A 19,344-nucleotide genomic window follows, 5' to 3' on the forward strand; every position below is an offset into this window, starting at 1 on the left:
AATGTTAGCACGCTCTCCGAACGGCGCAATGCCGACGTGTTGATCCAAAGGGATGCCATGAACGCCCAGACCTTGATTTCCGCTGCTGCCTTGCCGTTTGCCGTGCCGACGAGCCGGTGGGACGAATCGGTTGCCGCAACGCTCAGCCCGGCGGAACTGCTGCTTTATCGTTCCAATCTGCTGGGCAGCGACTTGACCGTGACCAATTTTGGCGGCGGCAATACCTCTGCCAAGCTGGAAGAGATTGACCCGCTGACCGGTGAAAAGACCGAAGTGCTGTGGGTGAAGGGTTCGGGTGGCGACATCGGTTCGATGAAGCTGGACGGCTTTGCCACGCTCTATCAGGCCAAGCTGCTGGGCCTTGAGGCGCACTATGCGGGGCCTGACGATGACGACAAGATGGTCGGCTTCCTGCCGCACTGCACGTTCAACCTGAACGGTCGCGCTGCCAGCATCGACACGCCGCTGCATTCGCTGCTGCCGTTTGCCCATGTCGATCACGTTCACCCCGATGCGATCATCGCGCTGGCCGCATCGTCGGGCGGTGAAGCGGCGACGCAGGAAATCTGGGGCGGCAAGATTGGCTGGCTGCCGTGGAAGCGTCCCGGTTACACGCTGGGCGTGATGCTGCGCGATTACGTTGCCGCAAATCCCCAGGTCGAAGGCGTGATGCTGGCGGGTCACGGGATCATCTGCTGGGCCGACAGCGCGAAGGCCTGTTACGAACACACGGTAGAACTGATTGCGGACGCTGCGAATTATCTGAATGCAAAGCTGGCTGACAAGCCTGCCTTTGGCGGTCAGGCGGTTGCGCCCAACCCGGATCGCGCTGCCATTGCGGCTGACCTGATGCCCCGCCTGCGCGGTTTCATGACCGGCGCGCGCACCAAGCTGGGCCACTTTTCGGACGATGCCGAAGCGCTGGAATTTGTGGGCAGCGTCGATTTCGAACGGCTGGCGTCGCTGGGCACCTCCTGCCCCGACCACTTCCTGCGCACCAAGATCGCGCCGCTGACGCTGGACCCGACGCGGCTTCAGGATGACGCCTATCTGGCGCAGAAAATTGCCGACTATCGCGATCTTTATGCCGCCTATTACGAACGCTGCAAGCGCGCCAACAGCCCGGCAATGCGCGATTCCAACCCGGTTGTCGTGCTGGTGCCCGGCGTTGGTCGCATCACCTTTGCTACCGACAAGACCACCGCGCGTCTCGCCGGTGAGTTCTATGGCAACGCCATCAACGTGATGCGCGGCGCGCAGGCGATTGGCGATTACATCGCGCTGGACGAACAGGAAGCGTTCGACATCGAATACTGGCTGCTGGAAGAGGCAAAGCTGCAGCGTATGCCTGCGCCCAAGCCGCTGGTCGGCAAGATCGCGCTGGTCACCGGCGGCGCTGGCGGCATTGGCGCGGCATCGGCCGCCCGCCTGCTGCGCGAAGGGGCCTGCGTGGTTCTGGCGGATCGTGCAGGCGATGCGGTGGAAGAAGTGCGCGCGGGCTTTGCCAAGCAGTTCGGCAAGGATGTGGTGCGCGCCGCCGTGTGCGATGTGACCGATGAAGCCCAGGTGCAGGCCGCATTCGATGTGGCCGCGCGCGAATTCGGCGGGCTGGACATTCTGGTCGCCAACGCAGGCATCGCATCGTCCGCTCCGATCGAGGAAACCACGGTCGAACTGTGGAGCCGCAATTATGACGTGCTGGCGCAGGGCTATTTCCTTACCGCGCGTTCGGCATGGCCGCTGATGAAGCGGATGAAGGATCAGGGCGGTTCATCCGTCGTGTTCATCGGATCGAAGAACGGCGTTGCCGCTGCCACCAATGCCAGCGCTTATGCTTCGGCCAAGGCGGCAGCGAACCATCTGGCGCGCTGCCTTGCGCTGGAAGGTGCGCCGTTCGGCATTCGCGTCAACACGGTCAACCCCGATGCGGTCATCAAGGGCAGCAAAATCTGGGACGGCGACTGGCGCAAGGAACGCGCCGGTGCCCACGGCATCGACAGCGGCAAGGAACTGGAAGAACACTACCGCCAGCGTTCCATGCTGAAGCGCGATGTGCTGCCCGAAGATATTGCCGAAGCTGTCTATTTCCTTGGCTCGGACATGTCGGCAAAGTCCACCGGCAACATGATTAACGTTGATGCGGGGAATGCGCAGGCCTTTACCCGCTGATCCGAAACGGGAGAGGATAACAATGAAAAAGACAGCACTGTTTGCCGCGATTGCCCTGATGGTGGCCGCTCCTGCCTTTGCGCAGGGCGGCCCGCCGGCATCGGTTCCGGTGGCTGCACCGGCTGAAGCAGACGCGATCCCTCTTTATGGCGACAAGACGCCGGGCAGCGGAGCGAGTGAAAACTGGGTGAAGTTCGGTGGCACCAGCCTTGCCGTGCGCAATGTCACCCGGCCCACGATCACCCCGGTCCTGCCCGATCCGGCCAAGGCCACGGGCGCGGCGGTGGTGGTTGCGCCGGGCGGGGCGTTCATGCTGCTGGCCATGGACCACGAAGGCTGGGCCGTGGCCCGCGCGCTGGCGGACCGGGGCATCGCTGCTTTCGTCCTGAAATACCGCCTGAACCCCACGCCCAAGGATGAAGCCGAAGCGGGCAAGTTCATGGGGCAGGCGCTGATGAAGGAAGTCGGCCATCCGATGACCGGCGAACTGCTGGGCAAATCGATGGCGCCTGCTGATGGAAAGACGGCAATCGCATGGGTGCGCGCCAATGCGGCCAGGTATGGCATCGATCCCGCGCGCGTTGGCATGATGGGCTTTTCCGCTGGCGCGATGACCACGCGCCGGGTGGGGCTTGATGCCGATACGCCATCGCGCCCGGCGTTCCTTGGCTATATCTATGGCCCGCAGGATGCAGAACCGGTCAGCGCCGATGCGCCGCCGATGTTCAACGCCATCGCTCTGAATGACAGCCTGTTCCCCAACAAGGGCTTCCCCATTGCGCAGGCCTATCTTGAAGCCAAGCGTCCGGTGGAAATCCACGGCTATCAGACCGGCGACCACGGCTTTGGCCTTGGCGTGCCCGGCACCACCACCACCCTTTTGATCGATCAATTCACCGCGTGGCTCAAAATGCAGGGCTTCCTCACGCGAAAGGACAGCAAATGACCCTTCCGATTTCCGCCGACCTCATTGCCGAACGCAACGCTGTCCATGCCGAGGCGATGGAAGAAGATTACGCTGCGCTGGGGCGCAAGCTTTCGCGCACCGGGATTGATATCGACGCGATCAAGGACCGTGTTGCGGGCTTTTCGGTAGCGGTGCCTTCGTGGGGCGCAGGGCGGGGCGGCACGCGCTTTGCCAAGTTCCCCATTCCGGGCGAGCCGACCAATATCCATGAAAAGCTGGAAGACTGCGCCGTCATCCAGCAGCTGTCCCGCGTAACCCCGCGCGTTTCGCCCCACTTTCCATGGGATAAGGTCAGCGATTTCAAGGCGCTGCGTGAAGAAGCCGATGCCCTTGGCCTTGGCTGGGATGCGGTGAATTCGAACACGTTTCAGGATCAGGTGGGGCAGGCCCACACGTATGCCAATGGCTCGCTTTCGGCGCAGGATGCCGCCACGCGCAGCCAAGCGGTGGACCACAACATCGAATGCATCGAAATCGGCCAGCAGCTTGGTTCGACCGATCTGACGGTGTGGGTGGGCGATGGCACCAACTTCCCCGGCCAGCAGGACTTGGGCCGCAGCCTCGACCGCTATCTGGAAGGGGCTGCCAAAATCTATGCCGCGCTGCCGGACGATTGGCGGATGCTGCTGGAACACAAGATGTTCGAACCGGCGTTTTATTCCACGGTTATCAGCGACTGGGGTTCGTCGATCCTCGCCGCGCAGGAACTCGGCCCCAAGGCCAAGTGCCTTGTAGATCTGGGCCACCACGCGCCCAACGTGAACATCGAACAGATCGTGGCGCGCCTGCATCGCTTTGGCAAGCTGGGCGGCTTCCATTTCAACGACAGCAAGTATGGCGACGACGATCTGGATTCAGGCTCGATCAACCCGCACCAGTTGTTCCTGGTGTTCAACGAACTGGTCGAGGCTGAACTCAATCCGCGAGATGGCTTCAACCCCAGCTACATGATCGACCAGTCGCACAACGTGACCGATCCGATTGAATCGATGCTGTCCAGCGCCGAAACCATCACCCAGTGCTTCGCCAAGGCGCAGCTGGTGGACCGCGCCGCGCTGCATGGTGCGCAGGACGCCAACGACACGATGATGGCGTTTCAGGCCCTGCGCCGTGCCTACAACGTCGATGTCGCGCCTATTCTGGCCAAGGCGCGCGCCGAAGCAGGCGGGGCAATCGACGTTCTCGAAGCCTACCGCCTGAGCCAATACCGCGACCGCAAGGCGCAGGAACGCAAGGCCGTGGGGCTGGGTGCCGGAATTGTCTGACGCTCGTCTGAAACAGAAAATCAAATAAAAACAAATAACTGACATATCCAATCATTGGGAGTTGAGCAGCATGAACCTTCGCCGGGGCCTTTCGGTCGTATCTATCCTTGCCAGCACCACGTTGCTCACTCCCGCCGCCTTTGCCGATGAAGCGGCACCGGCTGCCCGCGCTGCCGACGCCACGCTGGAACAGCAGTTCGAAAATCCGCCAATGGAAGCGCGCCCGCGTGTGTGGTGGCACTGGATGAACGGCAATGTCACCAAGGATGGCATTGCCAAGGATATGGCGTGGATGAAGCGCGTCGGCATTGGCGGGTTGCAAAACTTCGATGCGGGGTTGGATACGCCGCAGATCGTGGACAAGCGGCTGGTCTATATGACGCCTGAATGGAAGGACGCCTTCCGCTTTGCCGCAACCGAGGCGGACAAGCATGGCCTTGAACTCGCCATCGCGGCATCGCCAGGCTGGTCTGAAACCGGCGGTCCGTGGGTCAAGGCCGAAGACGGGCTAAAGAAGGTGGTGTGGAGCGAAACCCGCCTGAAGGGGGGCAAGCGCTTTACTGGCAAGCTGGCCATGCCGCCGGTCAATACCGGCCCGTTCCTTGACATGCCCCATTTCGATCCGCTGGCGGGTGTCGTGGGCGAACATGGCTTCCACGCACCCGAACATTATGGTGACATTGCGGTCTTTGCCGTGCCCGATCTGGCCGCCGCCGATCCGGTCCCGGCCTATAGCGTGGGCGGCAAGGCGCTTGACGCCGTCGCCCTGTCCGATGCCAGCCTGCAATCGGGCGTTACCCTGCCGCGCGGCAGCGCCGATGCGCCGACCACGGTGATCGCCAGCTATGCCAAAGCGCAGACCGTGCGTTCGGCCACGGTATCCATCCCCGGCGCCAAGGGCACGTTCTCTGGCCCCACGGTCGACATGCGGCTGGAAGCGAGCGATGACGGGCAGGCATGGCGCGCTGTGGGCACCTTCCCGGTGACCGCTGCCCCTTCGACCATTGCGTTCGCCCCGGTCACCGCAAGGCATTTCCGTCTGGTGCTGGTCCCGCTGCCGTTCAACGGATCAAACATGGGCGATCCCATGCCCGGCCTTGCGCCTGCTGGCGGCTTCCTTGAAATGATGGCGGCGGCGGCCAAGGCTCCGTTCGACGTAAAGCAGTTCCGCCTGTCCTCCGAAGCCACGGTAGACCAGTTCGAAAGCAAGGCCGGTTTCGCGGTCGTGCCCGATTACTATGCGCTGGGTGCGCCCGATGCCGCCGCTGTGGGCGTTGATCCGGCGAAGGTCATCGATCTGACGGGCAAGATGAAGTCCGACGGCACGCTCGATTGGACCGCGCCCAAGGGCAACTGGCGCATCATCCGCCTTGGCGCCAGCCTGCTGGGCACCACCAACCATCCTGCACCGCCCGAAGCCACGGGCCTTGAGGTGGACAAGTTCGATGGCGACGCGGTGCGTCGGTATCTGGAACACTACATCGGCATGTACAAGGATGCTGCCGGTCCCGAACTGGTCGGCAAGCGCGGCGTCCGCGCAATCCTGACCGATTCCATCGAAGTGGGCGCGGCCAACTGGACCCCGAAAATGGTGGAACAGTTCAAGCGCCTGCGCGGTTATGACCCCACGCCTTATATGCCCGCACTGGCAGGTGTGCTGATCGGCACGCGCGAACAGTCCGACCGCTTCCTGCGTGATTACCGCCAGACGCTGGCCGATCTGATGTCGTCCGAACATTATGGCGTGGTGGCCGAGGTGGCGCACGAACATGGTCTGAAGGTCTATGGCGAGGCGCTGGAAGACAACCGCCCGTCGCTGGGGGACGACATCGCCATGCGTTCCCATGCCGACGTGCCGATGGCCGCACTGTGGACGTATGGGCGCAAGGCGGGGCCGAACCCCAGCTATGTGGCTGACATGAAGGGCGCGGCCTCCACCGCGCACATCTATGGCCAGAACCTTGTCGCGGCGGAATCGATGACCTCGGCGCTGGCACCATGGGCCTATGCGCCCAATGAACTGCGCCGCATCATCGATCTGGAATTTGCCAGCGGCGTCAATCGCCCGGTGGTCCACACCTCGGTCCATCAGCCGGTGGATGACAAGGTGCCCGGCATGTCGTTGATGATCTTCGGCCAATTCTTCAACCGCCATGAAGCATGGGCCGAACTGGCGCGGCCATGGGTGGATTATATGGCGCGGTCTTCGCTGCTGTTGCAGGCGGGCCGCAACGTGGCGGATGTCGCCTATTTCTATGGCGAGGAAGGCCCGCTGACCGCGCTGTACGGGCGCAAGCGCATTGCCGATGCACCCACCGTCCACGCCTATGACTTCATCAACCGCGATGCGCTGTTCGATGCGGTAAAGGTTGAAGGCGGCGAAGTGGTGGCCAAGGGCGGTGCGCGTTACAAGGCGATCCAGCTTGGCGGTTCCACCCAGCGGATGACCCTGCCCACCCTGCGTCGCCTCGCCGCGCTGGTGGAAGCGGGCGCGACCGTTGTGGGCAAGGCCCCTGTAAGCTCGCCCGCATTGAACGATGATCCGGCAGAATTTGCCGCGCTGGTGGCAAAACTGTGGAGCGGTTCGGCCACGACCAGGCTGGGCGCGGGGCAGGTAATCGCCTCGTCCGACATCGACGCCGCGCTGGCTGGCGCGGGTGTTGCGCCCGATCTGGTGCTGGGCGGCAAGTCTGCCGATGGCGAAGTGCTGTTCGTCCACCGCGCATTGGCTGATGGCGATGCGTGGTTTGTGAACAACCGCAAAGATGCATCCGAAACGCTGGAAGCGCGCTTCCGCGTGACCGGAAAGCAGCCGGAACTGTGGCATGCCGATACCGGCGAGGTTGAGGCCGTGTCCTATCGCATCGAAAATGGCCAGACGGTGGTGCCGCTGACGTTGGAGCCTGAAGATTCGGTCTTCGTGGTGTTCCGCAAACCGGCCAAGGCCGATGCCATGGCGATCAAGAAGCTGGCCCCCGTCCCAGTCGCCACGCTGAAGGGTGCATGGAAAGTGGCGTTCCAGCCCGGTCGCGGCGCGCCTGCTTCAATCAACCTGCCAAAGCTGGCATCGCTGACCGATTCTGCCGATGCCGGGGTGAAGTACTTCTCCGGCCTTGCGACCTACACGTCCAGCTTTACCCTGCCAAAGGGCGTGAAGCCCGGCCAGCCACTCTGGATCGATCTGGGGCAGGTGGGTGAAATTGCCGAAGTATCGGTCAACGGCAAGCACGCCGGTTATGCGTGGGCCAAGCCCTATCGCGTCAACATTGCCGGCGCGGTAAAGCAGGGGACCAACACCATCGAGGTGAAGGTGGCAAACCTGTGGGTCAACCGTCTGATCGGTGATGCTCAGGATGGCGCGGCCAAGGTGACATGGACCGCTATTCCGACCTATTCCGCCACCGCCCCGCTGCGGCCATCGGGCCTGATAGGACCAGTGCAGTTGCTGGGCGCAGGGAACTGAGCTAACCAGCGCCGCATGATCGACCCACGCGGATTGATGACGTTTCACCGGGTCTGCGAGGCCGGGACGATCAGCGGCGCTGCGCGCATGCTCAATATCTCGCAACCGTCGGTTTCCAGCGCGATTGCCGCGCTGGAAAAGCGGCTCGGCGCGCGATTGTTCGAACGCTCGCGCACCGGCATCGTGCTGACGGCGGAAGGGGAAGCGTTGAAAGTGCGAGCGCAGATGCTGCACAATCTGATGCGCGACGCCCAGACCGAAATCGATAATGTCAGCAAGGGCGCGTGGGGACCGCTGCGGGTGGGCGGCACACCAGGCGCGCTGGTCAGCCTGCTGCCGCTGGCGGTGCAGGCCATGGATGCGCAAGGCGCGGCCACCGCGCTGCATGTGATCGAACGTCCCGACGGCACGTTGAACGATATGCTGCGCAACGGCGAAATCGAACTGGCCTTCGTCACGACCGAGATTGAAGAACCGCCGGTCGATCTGGTGGAAGCCACCTTCACGCGCGATCCGTTCACGCTGATCGTGGGGCGTTTGCACGATGACCTGCCTGATCGCATGGCATTGCGCGATGCGGCCCAAATGCCATGGGTCTTGCCCGAAGCACAGGGCGCGTTCCGGCGGCAGGTGGATGCGCTGTTCATTTCGGCGGGCCTTGCCACGCCGCGCAATGTGGTGCGCTGCGATTCGCTGCTGACCACCAAGGCGATCGTGCGCAGCACCGCGCGCGTCACCATCCTGCCGCGCGAAGTATCGTCGGCAGAACTGTCCATCGGGGTCTTGCGGGCCATTGCGCTGGAAGAAGCCGGGTTTGACCGCTGCGTCGGTATTCGCCGCCACAAGGAGCGGATGCTCTCGCCCATGGCCCGGCGGCTGATCGAACAATTGGCGGTCAATCCATAGAACTTCGCTATGGATACATAAGGAAAGAATGCTTTTCTTTCCCCCAAGACCCATCGATATCGATTGCCGGACATGAAGGCCCGTAGCGGGCCAGATCGGGAGAATGGTCATGCGGACACTGATCCGCCACGCTCGTATTTTTGACGGCACCGGCAGCGCGCTGAAAGACGGCGCGGTTCTGATCGATGGCAACCGCATTGCCGCCGTGGCCTTTGGCGCGGACGCGCTGGTGGGCGAAGCCGCCGACCGCGTGATTGATGCAGGCGGGCGCACGCTGATGCCGGGCATGGTGGAATCGCACGCGCACCTGACGTGGGGTTCGTCGGTCGAAAAGATCTATCACCAGTTCATCCTGCCGTCCGAAGAGCTGAAAGTTGCCGCATGGCGCAACGCCCGTGTCCTGCTGGATCACGGCTTTACCAGTGCCTATTCCGCAGGCGCGCTGGGCGATGGTATCGAGGTTGAACTGGCCGCCGCCATCAACGCAGGCGAAACGCCAGGGCCGCGGCTTGTGCCATCCACGCTGGAACGCAGCCCGGAAGGAGCCGAAGGCGTTGAAACCGGCGATGTGTTCAACGGGCGCGGGCCGGACGCGATCCGCAAGTTCGTGGCCTATTGCAAGGATCAGGGCATCGGTTCGCTGAAACTGGTGGTTTCGGGCGAAGACGCACTGAAGCCCGGTTCGGCGGGCGATGTGCTTTATACCGACGAGGAAATGGAAGCGGCGGGCGCGGCGGCAAAGGATGCGGGTCTGTGGATCGCTACCCATGCCTATTACCCCAAGGCCATTGAACTGGCGCTGAAAGCAGGCGCGCGCATCATCTACCACGCATCTTATGCCGACGCTGCGGCGGCTGATGCGATGGTGGCGGCCAAGGACGCCACGTTCTATGCTCCGTCGCCCGGCGTTTCCATCGCCGCGCTAGAAGCCACCCCGCCGCCGCATATCGACATGAGCCACATGAAGAAAAGCGCGGCTGAACGCATGGCGCTGGAAAGCAAGCTGGTGCCTGCGCTGAAGGCGCGCGGGGTGCGCATCCTGATCGGCGGAGACTACGGATTTCCATTTAATCCCAATGGCCGCAATGCGCGCGACCTTGAAATTTTCGTCGATCATTTCGGCTATACCCCGGCAGAGGCGCTGACCGCCGCGACCAAGCTGGGTGGTGAGCTGATGGCGCTGGACGTAGGGCTGGTGCGCGAAGGTTTTCTGGCCGACCTGCTGCTGGTCGATGGCGATCCGACGCAGGACGTGGCCGTGCTTCAGGACAAGGGCAAGCTGGCCCTGATTATGAAGGACGGCGCGATCTACAAGGACGTCGCATAATGCCGGAAAATCAGATGGCTGATGTTGCGATCATCGGTTGCGGGCCGGTGGGGGCCATGGCGGCCAACCTGTTGGCAAAGCAGGGTCTTTCGGTGGTGGTTCTGGAAAAGGAACTGGACCACTACCCACTGCCGCGCGCCGTCCACCTTGACCACGAAATGATGCGCCTGTTCCAGAGCGCGGGCGTGATCGACCGGGTGGAGCCGGACATGGTGGCCACCGACGGGCACCTGCACATCGGCGCGGACCATGGCGTGATCCGCTATATGGGCACTGTGGGCAAGCCGCGTCCGTTTGGCTGGGGCAACGATTACTTCTTTTATCAGCCCGAATTCGAAGCGCACCTGCGCGACGCATTTGCCGACAACAGCGGCATAAAATTGCTGCTGGGAGCCGAATTTTCCGCGCTGGAACAGGACGATAACGGGGTTACTGTCCGGTATGACCTGAACGGCACCGAACAGCACCTGAACGTCCGCTGGGTGATCGCGGCGGACGGTTCGCGCAGCCCGGTGCGCAAGTTTCTGGACGTGAAGCTGGACGACCTCGATTTCGAGGAACCGTGGCTTGTGGTCGATGCCGAAGTTGAAGGCCCGGTGACCTTCCCGACGCTGACCGGCGTGCCCGAAGGGGCCGATCTGCAACGCCTGTCGGTGATGATGTGCGACCCCAACCGCCCGGCGACCATCGTGCCCGGCCGCCGCAACCATCGCCGCTGGGAATTCATGCTGCTGCCTGGTGAAGACGATGCCGAGATGATGCGCGAAGAGAATGTCGCCGCGCTGGTGGGGGCGTGGATGAAGGATATTCCGCACCAGATTACCCGTGCCGCGACCTATCGCTTCCATGGCCTTGTCGCCGAACGCTGGCAGGTGGGCCGGGTGTTTCTGGCGGGCGATGCCGCGCACCAGACTCCGCCGTTCTTTGGGCAGGGCATGTGCCATGGCCTGCGCGATGTGGCGAACCTTGCGTGGAAGATGGCGGCCATTGTCAATGATGGCGCGGACGAGGCAATCCTGACCACCTATCAGCCCGAACGCGATCCGCATGTGCGAGGCGTGATCGGCGCGGCGGTGGGCGCAGGGCGCTATATCTGCGAGCTTGATCCGGCCAAGGCGGCGGCGCGCGATGCGGCCATTCGTGAACAATCGGCGCAGAAGCAGGGTGAGACAGCGGCGGATCTGATCCCCGCGATTGCCAGCGGATTTATCGCGCCGGGCACGCCGGGGGCAGGGGGGCGATTCATTCAGCCTATCCTGACCGATGGGCGCAAGCTGGACGACCTGACCGGGCAAGGCTGGCGCCTGTTCGTGCGCGGGGCGGTGGCTGATGGCGCTATTGCGGCAGCGGACCTGCCCGACAATGGCGCGGTACTGGGCTGGCTGGACGCGCGCGGGGTGGATGCCGTGCTGGTGCGTCCGGACCATTACGTGTTTGGCAGCGGGCATGCTGCCGATCTGATTGCGGCGCGCGACGCGCTGCTGACGCAAAAGCTGGAGATTGCTGCTTGAGCCTGAACCTCTCTGCCGCACAGACCATTGTGAGCGCAGCGTTGGCCGATGCCCGCGCCCGCGGTGCAAAGCCGCTGGCGGTGATCGTGCTGGACGCGGGCGGCCATCCGGTGGCTTTTGCCCGCGAAGATGGCGCAACCATGTTCCGCCATGACATTGCCCGCGCCAAGGCTGTGGGCGCGCTGGGCATGGGTGACGATACCCGTGTGATTGCCGAACGCGCCAAGGGCAATCCGGCATTTTTCCAGAGCGTGACCGCTGTGGTTGGCGGCCAGATTGCCTTTTCGCCCGGCGGCGTGCTGATCCGCGATGGCGGCAGCGTAATCGGCGCGGTGGGGATCAGCGGCGATACTGGCGATTGTGATGAAGAATGCGCGCTGGCGGGCATCCGTACTGCAGGATTCAACGTGGAGAATGCAAAGTGAAGCTGCGCAGCATCGAATTGGCCCTGCCCGATCCCGCAGGGGCGGCAGCGTTCATGGTGGACATCTGGGGCCTTGCCCCGGCAGAAGTGCGCGGGACCACGCATTACCTGCGCGGGTCGGGCACGTTTTCCTATCTGATGGCGTTCGAACAGTCGGACGAGGAGTTCGTGCGGTCCACCACGTTCGTCTGTTCGGACGAGGAATTGGCCGGGATTACCGCGCGCGTGGCGGAAAACGGTTGGGCGGCGAAACCAGTAATATCAACCGATCCGGGCGATGGCGCTGGATTGCTGGTGGAATTGCCTGAAGGTACCATCCTGCGTTTTCTGGCAGGCACCAACGAAGTTGCGCCGATCGAAGGTTTTGCCAAGGCCAGCAAGCGCGTGCGCCCGGTCAAGCTGACGCATGTGGTGTTCAACGCTGCCGATGCTGAATTGATGGGCCATGCGGTGGAAGACGTGCTGAATTTCCGCGTGTCCGACCGCACCAAGGGCATGGTCTTTGTCCGTTGCAACGACAGTCACCATTCCACCGCCTTTGCCCGCGCGGGCTTTTCCAGCCTGAACCATGTGGCGTTTGAAATGGACGATCTGGACACCGTGATGCGCGGCATTGGCTGGATGCGCGACAACGGCTTTGCGCCGGCGTGGGGGCCGGGCCGCCATGGTCCGGGCGACAATGTTTACGCGTATTACATCGCGCCATTCGGCCCGGTGATCGAATATTCTACAGCAGTGGAAAAGGTGCCCGCCGATTATGAAGCGGGCAAGCCGGACGACTGGACCTGGCCCGAACAGCGCATCGACCAATGGGGCGTTTCGGACAAGGATTTCGACGGTTTGCGCGTCGCAGAGGAACGGTTCCGCTGCCGCCGTGACTGGGACGCTCAAGACCTTGCAATTTGATCGACGGGCCTTTGTCGGCGCGGCGTCCGCAGCGCTTTTGATGAGCGGACGCAGCGCGGCACGGCCACGGGGAGAAAAGAGAATGACCCAATACATCAGTTTTCGCCGCCCTGACGGCAAGCCCAGCTTTGGCCGTCTTGATGGCGACACCGTGCATGACCTTGGCGCACAAGGCGCGCCCGCATGGCTGAAGGACGTGCTGGACGGTGATCTGTCCGCGCTGACGCCCACGGCCAGCTTCGCCCGCGCCGATGTGCGTCTGCTGCCACTGGTGCCCAACCCGGACAAGATCCTCTGCGTCGGTCTGAACTATGCCACGCACGTTGCCGAAACCGGGCGCGAGCAGAAGGAATTCCCGGCGATCTTCACCCGGTATGCCGACAGCCTGATTGCCGATGGCGAACCGCTGGTGCGGCCAAAGGAATCGGTGCGGTTCGATTATGAAGGCGAACTGGCCGTGGTGATCGGCAAGGGCGGCCGCCGCATTCCGCGTGAAAAGGCGCTGGAGCATGTCGCGGGGTATTCGGTGTTCAACGATGGTTCGGTGCGCGATTGGCAGCGCCACAACATTCAGTTCACGCCGGGCAAGACCTTTCCAGGCACTGGCGCTTTTGGCCCGACGCTGGTCACGCCCGATGCGGTGGGCGATCTTTCCAGCCAGCGCGTGCAGACCCGGTTGAACGGACAGGTGGTGCAGGATCAGCCGATCAGCGATCTGATCTGGGATGTGGCCTTCATCATCGAATATTGTTCCACCTTCACGCCTTTGGCACCGGGCGATGTGATCGTCACTGGCACGCCCGGCGGCGTTGGCGACAAGCGTAATCCGCCGCTTTACATGAAGGCGGGCGACGTTTGCGAAGTGTCTGTCGGCGTGATCGGCAAGCTGACCAACCCGGTGATCGACGAAATCTGATCCGGGATCGGTGAAGGCGCGGTTGGACGCCGAAAGGCTGGGGGGCCGCGCCTTCAAACCGGTTTTGAGCCAACTCCTGCGCTGCGGTGTCTCGACTTCGCTCTACATGAACGGGTGCGTAGGGAAGAACCATAGCGCGATATGGCAACCGGCAATAAACCAGAGAGGATGCGGGATGGATTTCGGCGCGGTTTTGAAGCGTGAAAGGCTGGTCAGCACCGGCATCAACGTGGTGTTGAGCGCGGCGTTCTTTCTGGTGGTGTTTGGCGCGCAAAACCGCGTGTTGACCTTTGCCGATCCTGATGGGTTTGCGCTGGATTTTCTGCCGCAGGGTGGGGCGATTTCACTGATGGCGGCATTGGTGCCATCGTTGCTGGTGCGCAAGGCGCTGCGCAGTGGCGGCGCTCTGGTATTGCCGACAACGGGCGCAATTTTGGCGCAAGTGGCGCGGATGGTGGTTTTGGGCGTGTTGAGCGCCGTGGTGATGGCGGCAATATGCCTGCTGGGGCCGTGGAGCGCGATGGGCTGGACGGCGGCGTTTGCGCTGAAGCTGGTTTATGGCGGGGCGCTGGGCTTCGCGATTACGCACCGCGCGCTCATGCGCCTTTATGGCGGTGGAAAGGGACTGCTGTGACGCAGACTATCGCACAAATGGGCACGGCCATGGGGCCGCACGTGGTCGAAGCTTGTCGCGCGCTGTTCGATGCAGAACAACAGGTGCTGGCCGCGCGTGTGCCGGTGCTGGCCGCCGATTGCGTCTATGGTCCGGACCCGCGGCATCGGCTGGACCTGTATCGCACAGGCGATGGTTCCGGATTGCCGGTGGTGCTGTTTATCCATGGCGGCGGGTTTCGCATGGGCGACAAGGGGGATGGCGGATCGTGGGCGAATGCTGCGGTGGCGCGCGCCATGGCCGAGGCGGGGTTCCTTGGTGCGGCGATGAATTACCGGCTGTTGCCACAAGCGCGCTGGCCCGAAGGCGGCGAGGATGTGTGTGCCGCCGTGGAATGGCTGCGCGCCCATGCAGCGGAATTTGACGGCGATCCGGCGCGGATTGTGGTGGTGGGGACATCGGCAGGCGCGGTGCATATTGCCACGGCCTTACAATTGCAGGGCGATTTGCCGGTGCGCGGCGCGGTGCTGCTGTCGGGGCTTTATGGATACACCCCGCTGGATGAGCGGGATGAGGTCTATTACGGGCCGAATGCCGATTATCCGGCGCGGATGCCGCGTGATGCCGTGGTGGAAACCACGGTGCCGTTGTTTGTGGCGGGCGCGCAGTTCGATCCTGCACGGTTCCAGCAGGAATTTGCCGGGCTTTTGAACGAACGGGTGCAGCGCCACGGCGTTCTGCCGCGCGCCCACTATGCCAGCGGGCACAACCATTATTCGATGGCCATGCATATCGGCACTGCGGACAGGCGGCTGACCGACGAAATCGTGGACTTTGTGCGCGATTGCGTGGGGTGATGGCCTTGACATTGGGCGCGTGAAAGCCCTGTCGTGAGGGCGATGAGCACCATTGTCGACGTTGCCGCCCACGCCGGGGTTTCGATTAAAACGGTATCGAAGGTTCTGGCCGGGGCCGATACCGTGCGCCCGAAGTTGAAGGCGCGCATTCTGGCGGCGATGGAGGAACTGGACTATCGTCCGGCGCTGGCCGCGCGGCAGCTTGCCAGCGGACGGTCCTATATCGTGGCGCTGCTGGTGCCGCGTCTGGTGGGCAGTTATTTTGCCACGCTGGTCATGGAAGTAAGCCGGGCCTGCGCGCGGCGCGGATACCACGCCATTGTCGAAAGTTTTGACGATAGCGACGATCTGCTGGCCGAGGCTGCGCTGCGGCTTTCGTGCAATCCCGATGCCATTGTGGTGGCGCCGCCGCTGTCAAACAATGCGCGGTTGCTGGACCGGCTGGAGCAGCTTGGCCTGCCGTTCGCGCGGATTGCGGCGGCAAGCGACGCACCGGGTATTCCGGTGCGGGTGCAGGGGCGCGATGCGGCGCGCGGGGTGGTGGAACACCTGATCGCGCTGGGGCACAGGCGCATTGCCATGCTGGCCCCGCCGGGAGAGGCCAGCCCTTCGGACGACCGGCGGCTGGGCCATGGTGATGCGCTGGCAGCGGCGGGAATGGTGCCTGATCCGGCGCTGGTGGTACGCACGGATTTCAGCTTTTCGGGCGGGGCGCGGGCGATGCGTGATCTGATGGCGCTGGCAGACCGGCCCACCGCGATCTTCTGCGGGAATGATCTGACCGCGCTGGGCGCGCTGGCCATGGCGCAAAGCCTTGGTCTGAGCGTGCCCGATGACGTGGCGATTGCCGGGTTCGACAATTCGCCCGAAAGTCGGCAGGTGTTTCCGCCGCTGACCACGGTGGATCAGCCCATCGGCGCGATTGCGACAGCGGCGGTGGACGCGGCGTTGGGGCGCGATGGGCCGATCCCCATATTCCATCACGAACTGATCGTGCGGGGATCGACATCGGGCGTGCGGGCGGTGTGTCTGGAGGAGGAAGGCACCGACGCTTTTGTGGCCCTATCGCGTTAGGTAACCGCCTTCGACCGCAAGGCTGTGCCCGGTGACATAGCTGGCGGCATCGGAACACAGCCATGCGCTGGCTTCGGCCACTTCTTCAGGCTTGCCAAAACGGTTGAACAGGCTGAGCGCGGGGGCGAAATCGGCTTCGGTGTTGCCGGTGGTTTCCAATGCGCCGCGCAGCATCGGCGTGTCGATGGCGCCGGGCATGACTGCGTTCACGCGGATGCCGCGCCCGGCATATTCAAGGCTGCCGGTCTTGGTCAGGCCGATGACGCCGTGCTTTGCGGCGACATAGGCGGCGTTGTTGGGCTGTGGGCGGACCGAGCTGACCGAGCCGATGTTGACGATGGAGCCGGAGCTGCCCTGCGACAGGATCTGGCGGATTTCATACTTCATGCACAGCATGACCGAACGCAGATCGACATTCAGCACGCGGTCGAACACGGCCATGTCGGCTTCGTGGATGGGCAGGTTGTCGGGCGTGATCGCGGCGTTGTTGACCGCGCAATCAAGGCGGCCAAAGGTGGCGACCGTTTGCGCCACCAGCGCTTCGACCTGTGCTTCGTCGGCAACGTCGGTGCGCACGGCATGGGCTTTGCCGCCTGCGCTGCGGATCAGTTCTGCCGTTGCGGTGGCGGTATCGGGGTTGATGTCGGACACCACCACGCTGGCCCCGCGCGCGGCCAGCAGGCGGGCGGTGGCCGCGCCCATGCCCACGCCTGCACCGGTAACGATGGCGACTTTGCCGGAAAGGTTCATCAGGTCAGGGTTCAAGGCTTGGCTCCTTGCGCAATCCACTGCCGCACTTTGGCGATCTGTTCGGGAGCGAGCGGCGGCGCGCCGAACGGCATTTGCGCGCCTGACCCGCCGTGGTTGATATGTGTGCCCTCCAGCTTCATCACCAGATAGCTCTTGTCAGGATTGCCCGGCACCACGCGGATCAGCGCGGGCGCTTCCTGCGATGGCTGGCCGACAAGAAAGCCGATGGCGGCATCGCCCACCAGCGACATGCCACCCGCCTCTTCACCGGTCAGGTGGCAGGTGGCGCAGTTGCTTTCCAGCAGGGGGACGATTTCGGCCTGATAGGACATGGCACTGGTTATGGCGGGGGGCGCTTCGGCCTGCGCCGAACAGGCAGCGGCAAGCAGCGCTGCGCCTGCAAGGACTGCTTTACCGGTCACGCGCGCACCGCATGTTTGCCTGCGATATAGCCAAAGGTGACAGCTGGGCCGATGGTGCCGCCCGCGCCCAGATAGGCCTGGCCCGTGGGCGCGGCGATGCAGTTGCCCGCAGCGTACAAGCCGGGGATAGGCTGGCCATTGGCGGCCAGAACCTGTGCATTGGCGTTGACCTGGGGGCCGCCTGCCGTGTCAAGCGTGCCGGGGGCAAGGACCACGGCGTAGTAGGGGCCTTTGGCGGCAAAGGGGTGCATGGTGTTGTTGGGATAGGGGTTTTCGGGTTGCGTCGTGCCGGTGCGCCGGGCCGAGAACAGCAGGTGCCATTCGCGGTCATAAAGATACTTGCCGCGCCCGAATTCGGGATCGACGCCCTTTTTGGCATAGGCGTTGAAATTGGTGATGGCCTGTTTGGTATTGGTGGCGAATTCAGGCGCAAGGCGCACGCCGCCGGTGCGGTCCTGACAACTGGCCAGTTGCGCGTCGATTTTTGCGAACACTTCGTCCCACGTCGCGCCTTCGATCAGGTGCGGCTGTTCGGCCTTGTTCACCGGGAAGGGGAAAGCGCCGCCGAATGCATCAATGCTGCGCTGGTCGAACAGCATGAACATCAGGTGGTTGGGGTATTCCTCATGCGCAGGATCGTAATGGAAATGCGCCTGCGTGCGGTCGTTGTAATCGCGCTTTTCGTTGACCACGCGCTTGCCATACTTGTTGACGAGGATCATCGAGTCCCCTGGCAACACAAACGCGCCAAGGCCGATGCCGCGCGTCTTCAGCGCTTCGCCCAGCACGACCTGCGTGCGCCAGCCAAGGCCCATGTTGCCCATCATCGCGCCCGCTTCCTGCGCTATGGGAATGAAATCGCCGGTCGATCCGGGCAGCGAGCAAGAACCATAGACAGCGGGCTGGTGCATGTCGCAAAGCTGGACATTGTGGCTGTAACCGCCAGTGCCGAAGACGACGCCCTTGTTTGCCTTGATGCGCAGGGTCTTGTCGCCCTGCGTGGCTTCGGCGCCGATCACGCGGCCCGATGCGTCCTTTATCAGCCGGGTAACGCGGGTGCGCGTCAGGATCGGCACGCCCTCGGCCTTGAGATAGGCGTGCATCTGGCTGGCAAGGCTGCCGCCGCCCTGCGATGAGCCGGAGCCGACTGCCGGTTCCAGCGCACGGCCAGTGGGGGCCTTGTTCTCTGGCAGGTGGTCGGCATAGTCAGGCGCTGGCTTGTCCACCTGAAACAGGCGGAACTGCTTGAACTGCACCGCGCCCAGTTCGCGCAAGTGGTCGATCGCGGCAGAGCCGTGGTCATAGAACGCTTCGGCCACGCGATAGCGGTTTTCGTCCAGCCCCAGCGTGGGGCTGTTGGGGTTGTATTGACGCGGATAGCCATAGCGTACGGTATAGCGAAGGGCGTCTTCCTTCTTGTCCTCAATCCCCTGTTCGCGGAAGATGAAGTGGTTGAAAATCCACGTAACGCCGCCCGATTTGGCAGTGGTGCCGCCAAGGATCGGCATTTTTTCGACCATAAGCACTTTTGCGCCAGAGGCCAGCGCGGTGACTGCCGCAGAGCCTGCCGCCGCGCCGCTGCCGACGCAAAGAACGTCGCATTCATGGTCCCAGCCGGCGGTGGGAGCAACGGCGGAAGTATCAGCTGCGCGGGCCATGCCGCTGGTGGCAGCGGCGGCAGCCGCCATCCCGGCGCCGGCCAGTATCTGGCGGCGACCGACCATATTGGTCTTGTCGGACATGAAATCTCTCCCGGTGGCCAGCGTTCTGGCTG

Annotated in this window: 16 protein-coding genes; 13 read left to right on the forward strand and 3 right to left on the reverse strand. The window is 63.3% G+C overall.

Going from position 1 to position 19,344, the window contains the following annotated elements:
• Nucleotides 1–57 precede the first annotated feature (57 nt).
• The 13 genes from OVA07_RS18690 (at nucleotide 58) to OVA07_RS18750 (ending at nucleotide 16,398) form a co-directional block, all read left to right on the forward strand.
• A complete protein-coding gene (locus OVA07_RS18690) occupies nucleotides 58–2,169 on the forward strand; it encodes a bifunctional rhamnulose-1-phosphate aldolase/short-chain dehydrogenase (protein WP_268173202.1) in 2,112 nt (703 codons plus the stop codon).
• A gap of 22 nt (nucleotides 2,170–2,191) precedes the next feature.
• The gene (locus OVA07_RS18695; RefSeq protein ID WP_268173203.1) at nucleotides 2,192–3,115 is read left to right on the forward strand and encodes an alpha/beta hydrolase; all 924 of its coding nucleotides are present in this window, start codon (nucleotides 2,192–2,194) and stop codon (nucleotides 3,113–3,115) included.
• On the forward strand, nucleotides 3,112–4,401 hold the full coding sequence (gene rhaI, locus OVA07_RS18700; RefSeq protein ID WP_268173204.1) for an L-rhamnose catabolism isomerase: 1,290 nt from the start codon (nucleotides 3,112–3,114) through the stop codon (nucleotides 4,399–4,401). Before OVA07_RS18695 ends, rhaI begins: the two co-directional genes overlap by 4 nt.
• 70 nt (nucleotides 4,402–4,471) lie before the next feature.
• The gene (locus OVA07_RS18705; RefSeq protein WP_268173205.1) at nucleotides 4,472–7,864 is read left to right on the forward strand and encodes a glycosyl hydrolase; all 3,393 of its coding nucleotides are present in this window, start codon (nucleotides 4,472–4,474) and stop codon (nucleotides 7,862–7,864) included.
• Between the two features lie 15 nt (nucleotides 7,865–7,879).
• A complete protein-coding gene (locus OVA07_RS18710) occupies nucleotides 7,880–8,770 on the forward strand; it encodes a LysR family transcriptional regulator (RefSeq protein WP_268173206.1) in 891 nt (296 codons plus the stop codon).
• Between the two features lie 109 nt (nucleotides 8,771–8,879).
• Entirely contained in the window at nucleotides 8,880–10,097 is a 1,218-nt protein-coding gene (locus tag OVA07_RS18715) for an amidohydrolase family protein (RefSeq protein WP_268173207.1), read from the forward strand.
• Nucleotides 10,098–10,111: 14 nt separating this feature from the next.
• A complete protein-coding gene (locus OVA07_RS18720) occupies nucleotides 10,112–11,608 on the forward strand; it encodes a bifunctional 3-(3-hydroxy-phenyl)propionate/3-hydroxycinnamic acid hydroxylase (protein WP_268173208.1) in 1,497 nt (498 codons plus the stop codon).
• Nucleotides 11,605–12,033: a GlcG/HbpS family heme-binding protein gene (locus tag OVA07_RS18725; RefSeq protein WP_268173209.1), complete on the forward strand. Its 429-nt coding sequence runs from the start codon at nucleotides 11,605–11,607 to the stop codon at nucleotides 12,031–12,033. Before OVA07_RS18720 ends, OVA07_RS18725 begins: the two co-directional genes overlap by 4 nt.
• Complete coding sequence (locus OVA07_RS18730) at nucleotides 12,030–12,938, forward strand: VOC family protein (RefSeq protein WP_268173210.1); 909 nt, start codon at nucleotides 12,030–12,032, stop codon at nucleotides 12,936–12,938. The genes OVA07_RS18725 and OVA07_RS18730 overlap by 4 nt, the downstream gene beginning before the upstream one ends.
• An 82-nt stretch (nucleotides 12,939–13,020) precedes the next feature.
• A complete protein-coding gene (locus OVA07_RS18735) occupies nucleotides 13,021–13,854 on the forward strand; it encodes a fumarylacetoacetate hydrolase family protein (RefSeq protein ID WP_268173211.1) in 834 nt (277 codons plus the stop codon).
• Between the two features lie 175 nt (nucleotides 13,855–14,029).
• A complete protein-coding gene (locus OVA07_RS18740; RefSeq protein WP_268173212.1) occupies nucleotides 14,030–14,488 on the forward strand; it encodes a hypothetical protein in 459 nt (152 codons plus the stop codon).
• Nucleotides 14,485–15,324 (forward strand): alpha/beta hydrolase, encoded by an 840-nt coding sequence (locus OVA07_RS18745; RefSeq protein WP_326493141.1) that lies wholly within the window; start codon nucleotides 14,485–14,487, stop codon nucleotides 15,322–15,324. The genes OVA07_RS18740 and OVA07_RS18745 overlap by 4 nt, the downstream gene beginning before the upstream one ends.
• A 42-nt stretch (nucleotides 15,325–15,366) precedes the next feature.
• Nucleotides 15,367–16,398, forward strand: a complete 1,032-nt coding sequence (locus OVA07_RS18750) for a LacI family DNA-binding transcriptional regulator (RefSeq protein WP_268173213.1) — start codon at nucleotides 15,367–15,369, stop codon at nucleotides 16,396–16,398.
• On the opposite strand, the gene OVA07_RS18755 is transcribed toward OVA07_RS18750, so the two are convergent.
• Genes OVA07_RS18755 through OVA07_RS18765 form a run of 3 tightly spaced genes read right to left on the reverse strand, consistent with a single transcriptional unit; the run spans nucleotide 16,387 to nucleotide 19,312 of the window.
• Nucleotides 16,387–17,163 carry an SDR family NAD(P)-dependent oxidoreductase gene (locus OVA07_RS18755; RefSeq protein ID WP_268173214.1) on the reverse strand — a complete coding sequence of 259 codons (777 nt, stop codon included), beginning with the start codon at nucleotides 17,161–17,163 and terminating at the stop codon, nucleotides 16,387–16,389. The genes OVA07_RS18750 and OVA07_RS18755 overlap by 12 nt on opposite strands.
• On the reverse strand, nucleotides 17,160–17,570 hold the full coding sequence (locus OVA07_RS18760) for a c-type cytochrome (protein WP_268173215.1): 411 nt from the start codon (nucleotides 17,568–17,570) through the stop codon (nucleotides 17,160–17,162). Before OVA07_RS18760 ends, OVA07_RS18755 begins: the two co-directional genes overlap by 4 nt.
• Entirely contained in the window at nucleotides 17,567–19,312 is a 1,746-nt protein-coding gene (locus tag OVA07_RS18765) for an FAD-dependent oxidoreductase (RefSeq protein ID WP_268173216.1), read from the reverse strand. Before OVA07_RS18765 ends, OVA07_RS18760 begins: the two co-directional genes overlap by 4 nt.
• Between the last annotated feature and the right edge of the window lie 32 nt (nucleotides 19,313–19,344).

Source organism: Novosphingobium sp. SL115 (genome assembly GCF_026672515.1).
Classification (GTDB): Bacteria; Pseudomonadota; Alphaproteobacteria; order Sphingomonadales; family Sphingomonadaceae; genus Novosphingobium.

Bases quoted from the DNA above. Each gene is read 5' to 3' on its own strand.
- OVA07_RS18690 (WP_268173202.1), top strand. From the start codon at position 58: ATGAACGCCCAGACCTTGATTTCCGCTGCTGCCTTGCCGTTTGCCGTG.
- OVA07_RS18695 (WP_268173203.1), top strand. From the start codon at position 2,192: ATGAAAAAGACAGCACTGTTTGCCGCGATTGCCCTGATGGTGGCCGCT.
- rhaI (WP_268173204.1), top strand. From the start codon at position 3,112: ATGACCCTTCCGATTTCCGCCGACCTCATTGCCGAACGCAACGCTGTC.
- OVA07_RS18705 (WP_268173205.1), top strand. From the start codon at position 4,472: ATGAACCTTCGCCGGGGCCTTTCGGTCGTATCTATCCTTGCCAGCACC.
- OVA07_RS18710 (WP_268173206.1), top strand. From the start codon at position 7,880: ATGATCGACCCACGCGGATTGATGACGTTTCACCGGGTCTGCGAGGCC.
- OVA07_RS18715 (WP_268173207.1), top strand. From the start codon at position 8,880: ATGCGGACACTGATCCGCCACGCTCGTATTTTTGACGGCACCGGCAGC.
- OVA07_RS18720 (WP_268173208.1), top strand. From the start codon at position 10,112: ATGGCTGATGTTGCGATCATCGGTTGCGGGCCGGTGGGGGCCATGGCG.
- OVA07_RS18735 (WP_268173211.1), top strand. From the start codon at position 13,021: ATGACCCAATACATCAGTTTTCGCCGCCCTGACGGCAAGCCCAGCTTT.
- OVA07_RS18740 (WP_268173212.1), top strand. From the start codon at position 14,030: ATGGATTTCGGCGCGGTTTTGAAGCGTGAAAGGCTGGTCAGCACCGGC.
- OVA07_RS18750 (WP_268173213.1), top strand. From the start codon at position 15,367: ATGAGCACCATTGTCGACGTTGCCGCCCACGCCGGGGTTTCGATTAAA.
- OVA07_RS18765 (WP_268173216.1), bottom strand. From the start codon at position 19,312: ATGTCCGACAAGACCAATATGGTCGGTCGCCGCCAGATACTGGCCGGC.